Origin of the sequence: Streptomyces sp. NPDC048192, assembly GCF_043202415.1 — a bacterium.
Classification (GTDB): Bacteria; Actinomycetota; Actinomycetes; order Streptomycetales; family Streptomycetaceae; genus Streptomyces.
Genome location: NZ_JBIDAL010000010.1, coordinates 80935 through 97184, shown reverse-complemented (window position 1 = coordinate 97184; position 16250 = coordinate 80935). Strand labels below are relative to the sequence as shown.

Here is a 16250-nt window from a genome sequence, read left to right as displayed (position 1 = left end):
GCGCGGCCCCCCCGGCCCCCCGCGGTCTCCCGCCGCGCCCGCGGCGTGGGGGGCCCCCCCCGGGCCGGGGGGGGGGCGGGGGGGGGGGCGCCGCGCGCGGGGGGGGGGGGGGGGGGGGCCCCCCCCCGCCCGGACGGCGTGCGGGCACCGCTCAGGCCGCCGCCGTCTTGACGTTCCTCGCCGACAGGATGCGCCGTATTCTGCGCAGGACCCGGCGCGGGAGGGAGCTGGCGGCCGCCTCCCGGTATCCCTCGACGGCACGGGCCTCGCGGGGCGCGGCGAGGTAGATCTCGTCCGGGATCCCCGCCTGCGGCGACCGGAAGTGCGGGTAGGCGAAGTAGACGCGGGTGCCGCGCTTCTCCAGGACCGCGTCGGGCTGCTTCTTGGCCTTGATGAACTCGACGACGTCGAGCAGCAGATCGGTCCGCTGCCGGGCGACCAGGTGCAGCCGCAGCCGCTCGTGGACCTTCAGCCGCCGGGCCACTCCGGGCGTCCAGTAGGCCTGCATCAGCGGCTCGGCCAGCTCCAGCTTGCGCCGGCGGACCTTCTCGCTGTCCTTGAGGAACCGCGGTCCGAACTGCGGCGCCAGGGTGATGACGAAGGGCCGCACCATGAGCAGGTCGCGCTTGTCGCCGGCCGGCACCATGTCGGCGATCAGCTTCATCAGCGCCCGCGCGGAGTCGAAGCGCAGGGTGTAGCTGCCGCTCTTGGTGACGTGCTTGCCGTCGTCGCGGCCGACCAGGTAGTAGCAGGGGTAGTCGGCGACGACGGACACGCCGTTCGCGCGCAGGTACGCCTCCATGGTGAACAGGGCGTCCTCGCCGGTGAACAGCGACTCGTCGAACCGCATGCCGTGCCGGTCCAGCAGATCGCGGCGGAACAGCTTCTGCGCGCTCAGCGTGAACTTGATGTTGGAGGAGAAGACGTCGGTACGGCCGAGGGTCTTGCCCCACATCGACTTGGGCGGGGTGCGGTTGATGCCCTCGACCTTGCCGAGGACGACGTCCGTGCCGTTCTCGTCGGCCATGGCGACCATGCGCTCGAGGGCCTCGGGGCCGAGCCGGTCGTCGGCGTCGAGGAAGAAGACGTAGCGCCCGGCGGCCTTGGCGAGGCCGACGTTGCGGGGGCCGCTGGGGCCGCCGGAGTTCTCCTGATGGATGACGGTGACGGGCATGGGGGCGCGGGCGGCGAACTCCTCCAGGTACTCGCCGGTGCCGTCCGTCGAACCGTCGTCGACCGCGATGACCTCCAGGCGCGCCGGGCCGATGGTCTGTGCCTCGACCGACGCCAGGCACTCGACCAGGTACGGCATCGCTTCGTACGCCCCGATGATCACGCTGACATCAGGCTGCGTCACGGCGGTCACGCTTCCCCCTTACTTACCATCAACAGAACATTTCCCCCGTAGTGCCACAAGGGCAACCTGTTAGACGAACTCCCACTTGATGTGGTTGCCCTGTGCGGGGTGATCAGTGGCGTACGTCACACAGGTTCGGGGCTTCCACCCGACAGTACGTAGGGTCGGTAAGAGGTATTCACCCGCGCCTCACCGGTTGGGTAAGACCGGCCGTAAGAAACCTGGACGAGGGGTTGTCCCACAACGACACGGGCCGGCCCCCGGGATCGCTCCCGGGGGCCGGCCCGTGCGAGGCAGGCGCGGCGCGCTCAGCCCGCGTTCACGCCGTCCTGGTCGTCCGCGGACGCGGTCCGCTGGCCCGGCACCGCGTTGGTCAGCTCGGCGGTCTCGGCGGGGTCCGCGTTGGCGGCGCCCACCCGGGACTGCTGCCCGACGTTACGGGCCTCGGCCTTGAGAGCGAGGTCCGCCACCGCCTTGTTGAACTGGACGATGGACGCCGGCTCGTCCGGGCCCAGCAGATAGCGCTTGAGCTCCTTGCGGGCGTCCGCCAGGGGATCGGCGGCCGGGTCGCGCACGGCGCCCAGCAGACCGCCCAGCTCGCGCGCGTCGTTGGACAGGATCACCGCGGCGCGCACGGCCGTGTTCTGCCGCTTGAACTCCTCGTGCCCTATCTCGCCGGAGTCGGTGACCGCGTACGGCTTGCCGCTCGCGATGAAGTCGGAGACCACGGAGGAGATGTCGGAGACCATCGCGTCGGAGACGTTGAAGCAGTCGTACAGGCGCGGCTCGGCGCCCGTGATGACACGGTGCTCGTACGACGGGAAGGAGCGCCAGTAGGCGTCGTTCCACTCGGCGCGCAGCCGGGCGATCTCCTGGTGCCGGGCCACGTCGACGACGCCGTCCCGGGTGGCCTCCGCCTCGTCGCCCTTCTCCCCGCCGACGCCGGCCAGCTCCGCCAGCCGTGCCTCGATCCGGGCCAGCTCGGCCTTGGCCTGGGCCATCGCCTTGGCGTCGGCGGTGAAGCGGGAGTCGGCGGCGCGTTCGGCGGCGGCCTTCTCGACCAGCGCGGTGATCCGCCGGTGCGCGGCGCCCGCCTCCTTGCTGACGGTGCCGGTGAACGGGTGCGGCTTGTACAGGACGCGGACCGGCGGATCGGCCTTGACCAGCTTCTTCACGATGTTCTCGCCGGCCAGCACGATCGAGGTGTTGCCCGGGTTGCCGTCCCAGCCCTCCCAGGTCGGCGCGTAGAGCACGGTGGGGCAGCTTCCATCAGCGGCTCCGCCGCGGGGGCCGTCGGGCACGCCCTGCCAGGTCTGGATGGAGGCGAGCTGCGGGCGGCCGACCTCGACGATGTCCTCGTCGCGGACGCCGACGTCGGCGATGGCGTAGCGGTCGCGGCCGGCCCGGCCGGCGGTCCACACCTCGTCGTAGACCTTGCTGTACGGGTTGACGCTGGCGAGCTTGTCGCTGTCGCCGTGGCCGATGAAGACGTGCTTCATGGTGGGCACGCGCAGCAGGTGGATGTTCTTGCCGACGTTCGCCGCGTACAGGGCCACCCGCACGGTCGACAGGTCCAGGTTCATCAGGTGCACCCCTCCGGGCACGCAGATGACGGGGACCGTGGTCGGCGCGAGGTTGTTCAGGATGGCCCGCTCGCGCAGGATGATCAGCGGCCGGGTGTCCAGCTGCTCCATCGTCTCCAGCCACATGTTGACCTGGTAGGCGGAGTCCTTGGAGCCGGAGAAGTACAGCACCGTCTCGGGCTTGTAGGCGGCCAGCCAGTCGTCGACGGCGGCGAGGACGACCTCGGCCTTCGGCGGGATCTTCCGGCCGCGCACGTACGGCACCAGCACCAGCACGTACAGGACGCCGAGGCCGACGGTGAGGCCGACGCCGGCGAAGCCGGGGGCGGCCGGCGAGTCCTGCCCGGCGGAGAGCAGGATGCCCGCCATCGCGAACAGGTCGAGGTGCAGCATCTTCTCCGCGCTGCGGTGCAGCAGGCCGCGCGGCGGTGCGTCCGGGATGCGGATGCGCGACTTGAGGTCGATGTTGCGGGTGGCGACCGGCATCCGGCGGCGGTTGCGGATGAGGGTGACCAGTGCGCCGTGCGGGGCCTGCAGGCCGTAGAAGGCGATGAAGCAGGCGACGGCGCCGTAGAAGATCAGGTCGTCCGCGTGCGACAGACGGGCCAGCAGCAGGATCAGCAGCAGCTGCCGGATCAGGAAGCGGATCGACAGACCCGCCCGGATCTTGCTGAGTCGGTTGACCAGGTAGCTGCCCTTGCGGTGCAGATAGTGGTCCGCCAGGTACGTCACGGCGGCCAGGACCGCGAAGAGGGGGACGCTCGGGACGAGCGCGGCCAGCATGAGCGCCGGGAAGCCCAGGATCATGAGGGCCGCCGCGGTCAGCTCTGCCGCGCTGCCCACCCGGGCGACGCGAATAGCGGTGGATATCACGGAGAAACCTGCTCTGGGAGGGGAGTGCCGGTTTTGTTCGTTGATGCCGGAGGAGTGCCGGTAATTCGGAAGATGTACGGATTCAGGCCTCTGCTAACGCCCGGTGAATGAGCGACGGCAGAGGCCTGAAATTCCTTAAAGCTATTGACGAATTATTACATGCCGTCCTGGCGGTCCAGAACAGTGGCCAGCGCCTGCTCGAAGCCGGACGCCTTGGCCGCGCCCGCCGTCGGGTCCTGCTGACGGACGTCGATGACATGCCCCGTCAGCTCCGACAGCAGCACGTCGAGCGACGTACGGGCCACGGCCTCGGAGGACAGCAGCGTGCCCGCGGGCTCCTGGCCGAAGGCCTTGGTGCGCATCGGGGTGGCGGTGCGCTCGGGGTTCACGCAGTTGACGCGGATGCCGTCGGCGGCCCACTCGTCGGACAGCGCCTGAGTGAGGTTCACCATGGCGGCCTTGGTGGAGGAGTACAGGGAGTACTCGGCGCGGCCGCGGGTGTAGCTGCTGGAGGTGTAGAGCAGCAGCTGGCCCTTGGTCTCGGCGAGGTACTTGTAGCTGGAGCGCGCGATCTGCACCGGGGCCAGGTAGTTGACCTTCAGCGCCTCCTCGATGGTGGCGTTGTCGGTCTCGGCGAGCTTGCCGATGCGCAGCACGCCCGCGGTGTTGACGACGTAGTCGATCCGGCCGGTCTCCGCGTACGCCTTGGACAGCGCGTCGTCGACCTCCTCCGGGTTCTCCACGTGGGTGCCGGTGGTGGAGCGGCCCAGCGCGTAGACGTTCGCGCCGTAGGACTCGGCGAGTTCGGCGATGTCCTTGCCGATGCCGTAGGAGCCGCCGAAGATGACGACCGTCTTGCCGGTCAGCAGCTCGCGGTAGACCTCTTCGCCCTTCTGCTCGGGGGCCGCGGTGGAGGCGAGCTGGAACAGCTTGTCGGCGATGAAGACGTCGACCGGCTGGGTCACCTTCATGTTGTACTCGTCACCCGCGACGACGTGGATCGGCACGTCCGGCAGGTACTTGAGCACGACGGAACAGTCGTCGGTGGCCTGGAAGTTGGGGTCGCCGGCGGCGACTTCGTAGGCGCGGCGGATCGTGGACAGCTTGAAGGCCTGGGGGGTCTGGCCGCGGCGCAGCCGGGAGCGGTCCGGGATCTCGGTGATGAACTCGCCGTCCTGGCCGTGCGTGCGCGTGACGATGATGGTGTCGGCGGACGGGATGGCGACGTCCACGGCCTGGTAGCGCTCCAGCGCGGCCACGCAGTCGTCGATGACGCGCTGCGAGAGCAGGGGGCGTACGGCGTCGTGGAAGAGGACGTTGAGGTCCTCGCCCTCGGCAAGTCCCTCGCCCAGCGCGGCGATGGCGCGCTCGGTGGTCTCGTTCCGCGTGGAACCGCCCTCGATGACCTTCTTCACCTTGGTGAAGCCGGCCTTGGCGACGATCTTCTCCACGTCCGGGACGTAGCCCTGCGCCATCAGCACGATGACGTCGTCGATCGAGTCGGCCTTCTCGAAGGTGGCCAGGGTGTGCTCGATGACTGCCTTGCCGGCGATCTTCAGCAGCTGCTTGGGGATCGACAGACCCACCCGCTGACCGGTGCCACCGGCCAGGATCACTGCGGTGGTTCGGGGCTTGGCTATGTGCTGGGACACAGGTGACCTACCTTGGGGCGTCAGGGAACCGTGAAATGGTCCCACTTTAGGTAAGCGCAGTGCAAGGTGAGCGACATCCCATGCATATGTGAGCGCAACCTGTCATTCACCTTGCACCCCAGGTGATTGGACCCGGGCTTCGCGAACCGGCCCGTGAATTTGCTGTGAGTAAGTCCACAGGTCCGTCACGGGCTTGGCCGCACACTCCGCCGGTACGGCGCAGGTCCCGCGCCTCCCCGTCCGGGACCCGATCTTCACGGCCCCGAACGCGGGACGGCACGCGTTCTCCATACCGGGCACGACGCGGCCCGGCGGGAGACGGTAATACGGCTTGCCGAGACGCCCATTGCCGCGGAATTCGACATCAAGATTCCGCAGCTTTTCGGTCTCGGCGAGAGTAAGAGACCGGTTAGCGGAGCGAAGAACGTGGGAGCTGTTCGCCCGTGCGCCGGTGCGGGGCCGGTCAGCGGGGGATGGCTGTGCCGAGGCCTGCGCCGGAGGCGGCTCGTGCCGAGGACCGAGGGTGCCCGCGGTGGCCGGACAGGAGCCCGGACGGTCGTACGGCCCGAGCACCCAGAACCCGCCGGCGCCGGAGTTCTCCCCCGGCGCGCCACCGACCGGCTCGGCTGCCGTCGCCGCCCGGTCCACATCCGGTAGCGACCGCCTGCCCGACGGACGCGGGCAAGGCTCACAGGCCGCCGACGACGGTGCCCGGCGGTGGCGACCTCCAAGCGGCGTCGGAAGGCGCTCTCGGGCAACCCCGGAGCGGCTCCTTCCGACGACACCGCTCCCGGGCACCCTCAAGTGACCCGCAGACGGCACTCGAAGGCACCGGGCGGCCCGAGCAACCCTCAGCAGCCACCGGGCGACCCAAGCCCCCCCCCAGGCCGCCACCGCGGCCGACCCCGTCTGTTACTCGAACGGGTCGAACTCGTCGTACTCCCGGAGTGCCTCGTCACGCTCGGCCTGCTTGTCGCGGCGGCGCTGGGCCGCGGGCCTCGGCTCGTCGAAGCGGTGGTCCTCGCCACGGCGGCCCAGCATCTCCGCGCCGGCCATGACCGTCGGCTCCCAGTCGAAGACGACCGCGTTCTCCTCGGGGCCGATGGCGACGCCGTCGCCGCTGCGGGCGCCCGCCTTCATCAACTGCTCCTCCACACCGAGGCGGTTGAGACGGTCGGCCAGGTAGCCCACGGCCTCGTCGTTGTTGAAGTCGGTCTGCCGCACCCAGCGCTCCGGCTTCTCGCCGCGCACCCGGAACAGCGGCTCGCCGCCGACCTCCTCGCGGGTGACGGTGAAGCCCGCGTCGTCGACGGCCTTGGGCCGGATGACGATCCGGGTCGCCTCCTCCTTCGGCTTCGCGGCGCGCGCCTTGGCGACCAGCTCACCGAGGGCGAAGGACAGCTCCCGCAGGCCCATGTGGGCGACCGCCGACACCTCGAAGACGCGGTAGCCGCGGGCCTCCAGGTCGGGGCGGACCATCTCGGCGAGGTCCTTGCCGTCGGGCACGTCGACCTTGTTCAGGACCACGATCCGGGGCCGGTTGCCGAGGCCGCCGTACTGCCGCAGCTCCTCCTCGATGACGTCGAGGTCGGAGACCGGGTCGCGCTCGGACTCCAGGGTCGCGGTGTCCAGGACGTGGACGAGGACGCTGCACCGCTCCACATGGCGCAGGAACTCCAGGCCCAGGCCCTTGCCCTGGCTGGCGCCGGGGATGAGGCCGGGCACGTCGGCGATGGTGTAGACGGTCGAACCGGCCGTCACCACGCCCAGGTTGGGTACGAGGGTGGTGAAGGGATAGTCGGCGATCTTCGGCTTGGCCGCGCTGAGCACGGAGATCAGCGAGGACTTGCCGGCGCTCGGGTAGCCGACCAGGGCCACGTCGGCGACGGTCTTCAGCTCCAGCACGATGTCCTGCACGTCGCCCGGCTCGCCGAGCAGCGCGAAGCCGGGCGCCTTGCGGCGGGCGGAGGCCAGCGCGGCGTTGCCGAGGCCGCCGCGGCCGCCCTGTGCGGCGATGTACGAGGTGCCGTGGCCGACGAGGTCGGCGAGCACGTTGCCAGCCTTGTCCAGCACGACCGTGCCGTCCGGAACCGGCAGGACCAGGTCCTGGCCGTCCTTGCCGGAGCGGTTGCCGCCCTCGCCGGGCTTGCCGTTGGTGGCCTTGCGGTGCGGGGAGTGGTGGTAGTCGAGCAGCGTGGTGACCGACTGGTCCACGGTGAGGATGACGTCGCCGCCACGGCCGCCGTTGCCGCCGTCCGGGCCGCCGAGCGGCTTGAACTTCTCACGGTGGACGGAGGCACAGCCGTGGCCTCCGTTACCCGCGGCGACATGCAGTTCGACGCGGTCCACGAAGGTGGTCATGGTCAGTGCCTCCAGAAAAGCCAGGAAAACTACGGTGTGTCTTTGGTCAACACGCGAAAGGCGGACCCGCTTCCCTCAGGGGAAGTGAGGTCCGCCTCGCGAAGAAACCGTTCGGTCAGGCGACCGGAACGATGTTCACGACCTTGCGGCCGCGGTGGGTACCGAACTCCACCGCACCGGCCTGCAGGGCGAACAGCGTGTCGTCGCCGCCACGGCCGACACCGGCGCCGGGGTGGAAGTGGGTGCCGCGCTGGCGGACCAGGATCTCACCCGCGCTGACGACCTGACCGCCGAAGCGCTTCACGCCGAGCCGCTGGGCGTTGGAGTCGCGACCGTTCCGGGTGGACGATGCGCCCTTCTTGTGTGCCATTTCTCCTCAGTCCCTTACTTCGCAGCCGTGGGGATCGACGTGACCTTGATCGCCGTGTACTGCTGGCGGTGGCCCTGCCGACGGCGGTAGCCGGTCTTGTTCTTGTAGCGCAGAATGTCGATCTTCTGGCCCTTGTGGTGGTCCACGACCTCGGCCTGGACCTTGATGCCGGCCAGCACCCACGGGTCGCTGGTCACGGAGTCGCCGTCGACAACGAGCAGGGTCGAGAGCTCGACCGTGTCGCCAACCTTGGCAGTGGAAATCTTGTCAACCTCAACGATGTCGCCGACAGCAACCTTGTGCTGGCGACCACCGCTGCGCACGATGGCGTACACGCGGATCTCACTTTCGCTCGAAGAAACGGCACCCCCGCAGGCCAGCCGCCCAGAAACACGCGGACGACCTCTCCCGGCCACGCGTGCCCGGGAGGAAGAGGTTTACGGGGATGTGGCGTGCTCAGTGGACACGCCGACGGTCAAGGTTACGGGGCCATGACCTGGAGGGTCAAACCGGGCCCCGCCGGGTGTGGGGCCGGTCACCCGGACCGGCCCCACACCCGGGGTGTCCGCCCTCGTCAGCCCTCGTCGGAGGGGTCCGAGGCGGCGCTGGTCTTCTTCGCCGCGGCCGTCTTGGCCGCCTTCTTGGCCGTGGCCTTCTTCGCCGTGGTCTTGGCCGCCGTCTTCTTCGCCGCGGTCTTCTTCGCCGTGGTCTTCTTGGCGGCGGCCTTCTTCGCCGTGGCCTTCTTGGCGGTCTTGCGGGCCGCCTTCTTGGCCGGCGCCGTCGCCTCGGCCACCTCCTCGGCCGTCACCTCGCCGGCGGGCGCGGGCGCCTCGGCCGCCTGGGCGGCGACCGGGGTCTCGGCGGCCGGCGACGGGACGACCACGACGGCCGCTTCCTCCGGCGCGGTCGGCGCGGTGGCCTTGCGCACGGCACGGCGGCGCGGGCGGGCCGGGGCCGCGCTCTCGGCGGGCGCCTCCGCGGACGCCGGGGCCTCGGCGGGCGCCTCCTCGGCAGCCGGGGCCGACGGTGCGGCAGCCTCGGGGGCGACCGTCACCACGGCCGGCTCGGCCCCCGCCGGGGAACCGGCCGGCGCCGACGCCTTCCGGGTCGCACGACGGCGCGTACGGCCCTTGGGGGCGGCCTCCTCCGCGGGCTCGGCCTCGGGCGCCGGGACCACCTGGTCCTCGACGGCCGCGGGCTCGGCCAGGGCCTCGGCGGCCAGCTCCGGCCGCACCGGGCGTGCCGCCGCCTCCTCGGCGGTGACCTCCTGCGCGGTCGGCGCCTCGGCGGCCACGGCGGCCTCGGGCTCCGCGGCCTGCTCGGCCCGCTCCCGGCGGGACTCCGCCTTCGGCGCGCCCGCCGGAGCCTGCGCCCGGCGGCTCGCCCGGCGGCGCGTACGGCCACGGGTGGCCGCCGCCTCCGCCTCGGCGACGCTGCTGTACAGCTCCTCGTCCGGCGCGAAGTCGGGGGCCGGGAGGGCCACCGGTTCGGCGGCCTCGGCGGCCACCTCGGCGGCGGTCTCCACCTCGGGCTCGACGGCCTCGCCGGTCTCCACGGCCACGGCGGCGGTCTCGTGCACGTGCTCGGTCGCGTCGGCGCCGCGCCCGCGCTTCTTGCGCTTGCCGCCACCGCCGTTCGCGGACGGCTGCTCCAGGTGCACGATGACACCGCGGCCGTTGCAGTGGACGCAGGTCTCGGAGAAGGACTCCAGCAGGCCCTGGCCGACCCGCTTGCGGGTCATCTGCACCAGGCCCAGCGAGGTCACCTCGGCCACCTGGTGCTTCGTACGGTCGCGGCCCAGGCACTCCAGCAGGCGGCGCAGCACCAGGTCGCGGTTGGACTCAAGGACCATGTCGATGAAGTCGATCACGATGATGCCGCCGAGGTCGCGCAGCCGGAGCTGGCGCACGATCTCCTCGGCCGCCTCCAGGTTGTTCCTGGTGACCGTCTCCTCCAGGTTGCCGCCCTGGCCGGTGAACTTGCCGGTGTTGACGTCGATGACGACCATCGCCTCGGTCCGGTCGATCACCAGCGAACCGCCGCTGGGCAGCCAGACCTTGCGGTCCAGGGCCTTGGCGAGCTGCTCGTCGATCCGGTAGGTGGCAAAGACGTCGACCTCGGAGGTCCACTTCTGCAGCCGGCCCGCGAGGTCCGGGGCCACGTGCGAGACGTATCCGTGGATGGTCTCCCAGGCCTCGTCACCGCTGACGATGACCTTGGAGAAGTCCTCGTTGAAGATGTCGCGCACGACCCGGACGGTCATGTCCGGCTCGCCGTACAGCAGCGTCGGGGCGTTGCCGTTCTTCGACTTCTTCTGGATGTCCTCCCACTGCGCCTGCAGCCGCTCGACGTCCCGGCGCAGCTCGTCCTCGCTCGCGCCCTCGGCGGCGGTGCGCACGATGACGCCCGCGTCCTCGGGGACGATCTTCTTGAGGATGGCCTTCAGCCGGGCCCGCTCGGTGTCGGGCAGCTTGCGGCTGATGCCGGTCATCGAGCCCTCGGGGACGTACACGAGGTAGCGGCCCGGGAGGGAGACCTGGCTGGTCAGGCGGGCGCCCTTGTGCCCGATCGGGTCCTTGGTGACCTGCACCAGCACCGGCTGCCCCGACTTCAGGGCGGACTCGATGCGGCGCGGGCCGCCCGACATGCCGAGCGCGTCGAAGTTGACCTCACCGGCGTACAGGACGGCGTTGCGGCCCTTGCCGATGTCGATGAAGGCCGCCTCCATCGACGGCAGCACGTTCTGGACCTTGCCCAGGTAGACGTTCCCGACGTACGAGACCGCCTGCTCCTTGTTGACGTAGTGCTCGACGAGCACGCCGTCCTCCAGGACGCCGATCTGCGTGCGCTCGCCGTGCTGGCGCACGACCATCACGCGCTCGACGGCCTCGCGGCGGGCCAGGAACTCCGCCTCGGTGATGATCGGAACGCGGCGGCGCCCCTGCTCACGGCCTTCCCGGCGGCGCTGCTTCTTGGCCTCCAGACGGGTCGAGCCCTTGATGGACTGCACCTCGTCCGACGGCTCGGCGGGCTTGCGCGGCTCGCGCACCTTGACGACGGTGCGCTCGGGGTCGCCCTCATCGGGCTCGGTGTCGACGGAGGTGTCACCGGCGCGGCGGCGACGGCGCCGGCGACGGCGGCTGCCGGCGGTCGAGGGGGCGGCGTCCTCGCGGGCCTCCTCGACGTCCTCTTCCTCCTGCTCGGCGGTGTCCTCGGCGTCCTGCGCGGCCTGTTCGGCGGCCAGTTCCTCGGCCTCGGACTCCGCGCCCTCGCCCTCGCCGTCGGCGGCGTCCCCGCGCCGGCGACGGCGGCCGCCGCGGCGGCGACGGCGGCGGGAGCCGGACTCCTCGAAGCCCTCGGCGCCCTCCGTCTCCTCGGCCTCTTCGGCCTCCTCCGCCTCTTCGGCCTCGGCGGGCTCTTCCGGCTCCGCGACCTCGGCGGCGGTCTCGGGGGCCGGGGTCTCCTCGGCGGCGCCCCGGCGGCGACGGCGGCGGCGCGTGCCGGTCTCGGCGCGCTCCTCGGCCGCGTACTCCTCGGGCTCCTCCGCTTCCGCGGCCTCGGCGGCGGCCTGGGCGGCGGCGCGCTCCGGGGTCTGGAACCTGGGCTCGGTGAACACCGGCGGCTGGAAGACGGCGACGGCCGGGCGGGCGGGCCGGCGCGGGGCCCCGGGCTCGGCGGCCTCGCTCTCGGCGGCCGGCGCGGGCCGGTTGGACTGCGCGGGCTCGGCGAAGCCGAACGCCGGGCGCACGGCGCGACGGCGGGCGCGGCGCGGGGCGGCCTCCTCCGCGGGGGCCTGCGACGCGGGAACCTGCGGCGCCTGGGCGGCGGGGGCGGGCTCGCTGGTGTGCGTGGTGACGGGGACCTCCGGGGTCTGGGTGCCGGCGCCGGTCTCCTCGGACTCGGCGGGCTCGGCGGTGTCGGCGGCCGGGGCACCGGCGGGCGCGGTCGCCCTGCGGGTGGCCCGGCGGCGGGTGCGGCGCGGGGCCGCCTCTTCGGCGGCCGGCGCCTGGGCGGCTTCCGCGGTGTCCTCCGCTTCCTGGCCGGCCTCGGCAGCAGGGGCCTCCTGGGCGGCCTCGGCAGCCTGCGGGGCGCCGGTGGGGGCGGAGGCCCGGCGGGTGGCCCGGTGCCGCGGACGGCCGGCAGCGGCTTCCTCACCGGCGCCGCCCACCTCGGCAGGAGCGGGCGTTTCGGCGACGGCCGGGGCTTCCGCGGCGGCCGGGGCCGCCTGGACGGCGGGTGCTTCCTGGACGGCGGCGGGCTCGGCGGTCTTCGGCGCGCCGGCGGGGGCCGACGCGCGGCGGGTCGCACGGCGGCGCGGGCGCGCGGACGGCGCGGCTTCCTCCGCGGCGGCGGGCTGCTCCGGCGTCCCGGGGGCTGCGGCGGCGGACGACTCGGGGGTGGCCGCTGCCGGCGCGGTGGTGGCCGGGACGACGGTCTCGGCGGCCTCCGCGGAAGCCGGCGCACCGGCGGGCGCGGAGGCGCGGCGCGCGGCGCGGCGGCGCGGGCTACCGGCGGAAGCGGCCTCCTCGGCGGCGGGCGCCTCCTCCGGGGCCTGCCCGGCGTCCTCGGCGGTGGACCCGGCGCCGGCGGCGACAGCCGTCTCACCGGTCTCCGCGGGGGCCTGCCCACCGGCGGGCGCGGACGCCCGGCGTGCGACCCGGCGGCGGGTACGGGCGGCCGGCGCCGCCTCTTCGGCCGGGGCCTGCGCCTCGGCAGCGGCGAGGGCCCCGGCGGGCTCCTCGGCCACGGCAGTCCCGGCGGGCTGCGCGGTCACCTCCGCCTCGGGGGCACCGGACACCGCACCGGTCGGCGCGGAGACGCTGCGGGTGGCCCGGCGGCGGGCGCGGCGCGGCGCGGCCTCCTCGCCGACGACGACCTCGCCGCCCTCGGACACCGCGGCGGGCTTCTCGGTCTCGGCGGCGGGCGCGGCCGGTACGACGGTCTCGGCGACCACGGCGGTGGACGGCGAACCGGCGGGCGCGGAGGCGCGACGGGCGGCCCGGCGCCGCGGACGCGCGGACTCCTCGGCGGCTGCCGCCGGCTCGGTGCTCCCGGGGACCTCGCCTGTCTTCTGGGCCGCGGCGGCCTCGGTGACCTCTTCGGTCTCCTCGGCCTCGTCGGCGTTCTGCGTTCCGACGGCCCCGACGGCCGCCGGGACCTCGTCCGGGTCCGCCGCCGGTATGGCCGGCACGGTCACCTCGGCGGGCGCCTCCGCGCTGCTCGGCGGGCCCGCCGGGCGGGAGGCGGCACGGCGACGCCTGCGCGGGGGCAGGGTGTCGCTCGGTGTGTTCAGTTCGGAACCCTTGGTGGGTTCGGTCGGCTCGAGCATGCGGGCGTTTCTCCCGTCAGGCTCCCGGGCGCCGCGCCTGGTCCGGCGTCGGTCTCGGTGGACCGTACGCCGGTGACGTCCGCGGCCCGCGTGATCCGCGGTGGCCGCCGTCCGGGGCGCGGGCGCCGCTCGGGAGCACTCTGTGTCCTGTCTCGCCGGTTCCGTACGCCTTGTCGGTACGGCCTGGCGAAAGTCTTCTGGTCGGTGCGCTGCCCGACCCAGGTGGCTCCCGAGTACGAGGGCGGCGCTACGACGCCGGTCCCTACGCGGGACCTTCCGGCATCGGCGCCGTCGCGGCGGCGGCCGGTGGGGCCTTCGGGGCCTCGGCTGCCTCGCGGTCGGGCGCGAGCGGGTCGGTCACCGTGCCGGTCTCTTCATCGAACAGCCCCTGCGCCAGCCTGGTCACCGCTGCGGGGACCGGCGGCGCCAGGTCGGCCACGGCGCGGAGACCGGACAGGACGTCGTCGGGTCGTACGGCAGGCGTCACGTGCCGAACAACCAGCCGCAGTATCGCACAGGGCTGGTCGCCAGGCCTATCAGCCGGTGAACCGTGCGTTTCCAGGCTCACCACGGCCGGGCGGGCGTCGAAGGTGCGGACGCCGTTCTTGGTCATCCGCTGGACCTCGACAGTCCCGGCCCGGTTGAAGGCGTCGACCGCGCGCCCGGCGTCCGCCGGGTCGACGCCGTCCAGCCGCAGCTCCCAGACGGAGGCGGTCAGCCGGTCGGCGAGGCCGGAGGTCCGTGCCTCGACCGCCTCGACGATGTCGAGCCCGGCGGGCATCGACTCGTCGAGGAGGACGCGCAGGGTCTCCGGGTCGCGCGGTGCGGTGAGCGCGATCTCCAGGTACTCCGCCTCACTGCCCGTGCCGGTGGGTGCGGCATTGGCGTACGACACCTTCGGGTGCGGCGTGAACCCGGCCGAGTACGCCATGGGCACCTCGGCGCGGCGCAGCGCACGCTCGAAGGCGCGCTGGAAGTCTCGGTGGCTGGTGAACCTCAGGCGGCCGCGCTTGGTGTAGCGCAGTCGGATGCGCTGCACCGCGGGTGCGGGCGGCGGGCCTTCGGGCTGTCGCTTGCCCAGTGTCCTAGTCCTTCGTGAGAGCGGTCGTACTGCTACCAAGAGTACGTGTCGCGGGCCCGTGAGGTTCCCGCCGGTCCACCGCCGCCGGCCGCCCGGGCTCGCCGAACAGCATCCGCCGGACGTCCGCGCGGGCCTGCCGTACCGTCTCGCGGGCGCCCGCGAGCACCTCGCGCACGGCCCGGCCCGCCAGGCGCGCGCCCTCGGCGGCGGGCCGCAGGACGGCGTCCCGCACGAGGTGGCCGGCCGGGGTGAGGACGGTCCGGTACACCCGGCGCAGCGGCTCCGCGAAGATCCACCGGAAGAGGGTCCCGAGAGCGCGCCCCACGACGCGTGAGATCCGCCCGGCGACGCGCCACGCGTGCCCGAGGGCGTCACCGGCCTCGCGCGCGACGACGGCGAGCACGCGGCCCGCGGGGGCGAGGACCCGGCGCCACAGCGCGGCGGCGGGCAGGGCGAGGAGGATGCGCAGGATCCAGTACAGGGCGGCCCCGATGCCGGTGCCGAGCAGGGCGAGCAGGCGGCCCAGTCCGCGGGCGCACCGGGCGGCGGCGTGCCCGAGGGCCACGAGGACCCGGTCGTACAGCCATCGTGCGGGGAGGACCAGCAAAGACCGCGCCAGCCGGGCGAGGGCGTGCCCGGCGGGCGTGAGCAGGTGCCGGTGGCACCACAGCGCCGGTACGGCGACGAGGACGGTGCCGAGCCATGACAGCGCCCTGCCGGCCGGTACCAGGACGTGCCGCCACAGGGCCGCGAGCGGCCGGACGCACAGGACCTCCCCGGCCCGCAGCAGCGCCCGGCCGGCCGGCCGGAGCACGGCGTCCCGCACCAGCCGTCCGGTGACGGCCAGTGCGTCCCACGCCATCCGCACCGGCACCACCAGGACCAGGACGACGATCCTCAGGGGCACCCTGACGGCGACGGTGAGGCACCCCTCGGGCTGCGCGGAGCGGGGAGACGGCTTGTGCGGTTCCATACCGGCGTAGACGTCCGCGCGACCGGTTCGGATCCGGCCGGGGCCCCGGCGGCCTCACGTCCGGACCGTCCGCGCCTTGTACGACTCCGGATAGCGCCGGGTGAACTTCACGGCGCACACCAGCAGCGCGATGGGGACGACCCAGTCGAACCAGTCGTCCTGGGACGGGAAGCGGACGGCCAGCCAGGTCGAGACCGTCATCAGCGCGAAAGCCAGCCCCCATACGGCCGTCAGCACCCGGTTGATGTGCAGGAAGACCGGCGAGTCCCACACCTCGCGGGGTGTCGACTCGCGGGCGTACTGCGCGGTGAAGGGGTCGGCGAGCAGCGATCCGAGCGCGACGACGGCCACCAGCCCGTTCGAGATGACCTGCGCGTACGTCTCCACCCACAGGATCTCGCCGCGGGACAGGGCCAGCCCGAGGACGCACAGCACGGCGAAGAACACGATGGCGGTCATGTCCAGGATCCGGATCCTGCCGCTCAGCAGGTCCTGCCCGGACAGCGCGACGGCCGCGATCAGCGCGGCGAGGGCGGCGTACGCCCAGGTGCTGGGACTGGCGACCACGCCGAAGACTATCCAGGGCGCGAAGGAGAGGAAGACGTTCCCGGCGCCGGCCGGCTGCTTCCCGACCGGTGCCTTCGCCGCCGTCTGCTGAGCCATGGCAGTCC

Annotated in this window: 10 protein-coding genes; all 10 read right to left on the bottom strand. The window is 73.0% G+C overall.

Features of this window, described 5'->3' with window-relative positions; genetic code table 11:
• Positions 1-151 precede the first annotated feature (151 nt).
• The 10 genes from ACGFZN_RS22680 to ACGFZN_RS22635 all read right to left on the bottom strand — a co-directional run bounded on the left by ACGFZN_RS22680 (position 152) and on the right by ACGFZN_RS22635 (position 16242).
• Positions 152-1357: a glycosyltransferase family 2 protein gene (locus tag ACGFZN_RS22680; protein WP_393860279.1), complete on the bottom strand. Its 1206-nt coding sequence runs from the start codon at positions 1355-1357 to the stop codon at positions 152-154.
• Between the two features lie 308 nt (positions 1358-1665).
• Positions 1666-3783 (bottom strand): hypothetical protein, encoded by a 2118-nt coding sequence (locus tag ACGFZN_RS22675; RefSeq protein ID WP_393860520.1) that lies wholly within the window; start codon positions 3781-3783, stop codon positions 1666-1668.
• A 185-nt stretch (positions 3784-3968) separates the two neighbouring features.
• Entirely contained in the window at positions 3969-5465 is a 1497-nt protein-coding gene (locus ACGFZN_RS22670; protein ID WP_393860278.1) for a D-ribitol-5-phosphate cytidylyltransferase, read from the bottom strand.
• A 912-nt stretch (positions 5466-6377) separates the two neighbouring features.
• Positions 6378-7826, bottom strand: coding sequence for a GTPase ObgE (obgE, locus tag ACGFZN_RS22665; RefSeq protein WP_393860277.1), 1449 nt, complete (start codon positions 7824-7826; stop codon positions 6378-6380).
• Positions 7827-7941: 115 nt separating this feature from the next.
• On the bottom strand, positions 7942-8196 hold the full coding sequence (gene rpmA, locus ACGFZN_RS22660; RefSeq protein ID WP_030605064.1) for a 50S ribosomal protein L27: 255 nt from the start codon (positions 8194-8196) through the stop codon (positions 7942-7944).
• A gap of 14 nt (positions 8197-8210) precedes the next feature.
• On the bottom strand, positions 8211-8531 hold the full coding sequence (gene rplU, locus ACGFZN_RS22655) for a 50S ribosomal protein L21 (RefSeq protein ID WP_028422127.1): 321 nt from the start codon (positions 8529-8531) through the stop codon (positions 8211-8213).
• A gap of 239 nt (positions 8532-8770) precedes the next feature.
• Positions 8771-13525 (bottom strand): ribonuclease E/G, encoded by a 4755-nt coding sequence (locus tag ACGFZN_RS22650; RefSeq protein WP_393860276.1) that lies wholly within the window; start codon positions 13523-13525, stop codon positions 8771-8773.
• Between the two features lie 262 nt (positions 13526-13787).
• Positions 13788-14564, bottom strand: coding sequence for a TIGR03936 family radical SAM-associated protein (locus tag ACGFZN_RS22645; RefSeq protein ID WP_393860275.1), 777 nt, complete (start codon positions 14562-14564; stop codon positions 13788-13790).
• A 46-nt stretch (positions 14565-14610) separates the two neighbouring features.
• Positions 14611-15579: a hypothetical protein gene (locus ACGFZN_RS22640; RefSeq protein WP_393860274.1), complete on the bottom strand. Its 969-nt coding sequence runs from the start codon at positions 15577-15579 to the stop codon at positions 14611-14613.
• A gap of 54 nt (positions 15580-15633) precedes the next feature.
• Positions 15634-16242 (bottom strand): hypothetical protein, encoded by a 609-nt coding sequence (locus ACGFZN_RS22635; protein WP_393860273.1) that lies wholly within the window; start codon positions 16240-16242, stop codon positions 15634-15636.
• Positions 16243-16250: the final 8 nt, after the last annotated feature.

What these genes read in the sequence shown, in the direction of transcription:
- obgE (WP_393860277.1), bottom strand. Translation starts at nt 7,826, where the DNA reads ATGACCACCTTCGTGGACCGCGTCGAACTGCATGTCGCCGCGGGTAAC.
- rpmA (WP_030605064.1), bottom strand. Translation starts at nt 8,196, where the DNA reads ATGGCACACAAGAAGGGCGCATCGTCCACCCGGAACGGTCGCGACTCC.
- ACGFZN_RS22650 (WP_393860276.1), bottom strand. Translation starts at nt 13,525, where the DNA reads ATGCTCGAGCCGACCGAACCCACCAAGGGTTCCGAACTGAACACACCG.
- ACGFZN_RS22640 (WP_393860274.1), bottom strand. Translation starts at nt 15,579, where the DNA reads ATGGAACCGCACAAGCCGTCTCCCCGCTCCGCGCAGCCCGAGGGGTGC.
- ACGFZN_RS22635 (WP_393860273.1), bottom strand. Translation starts at nt 16,242, where the DNA reads ATGGCTCAGCAGACGGCGGCGAAGGCACCGGTCGGGAAGCAGCCGGCC.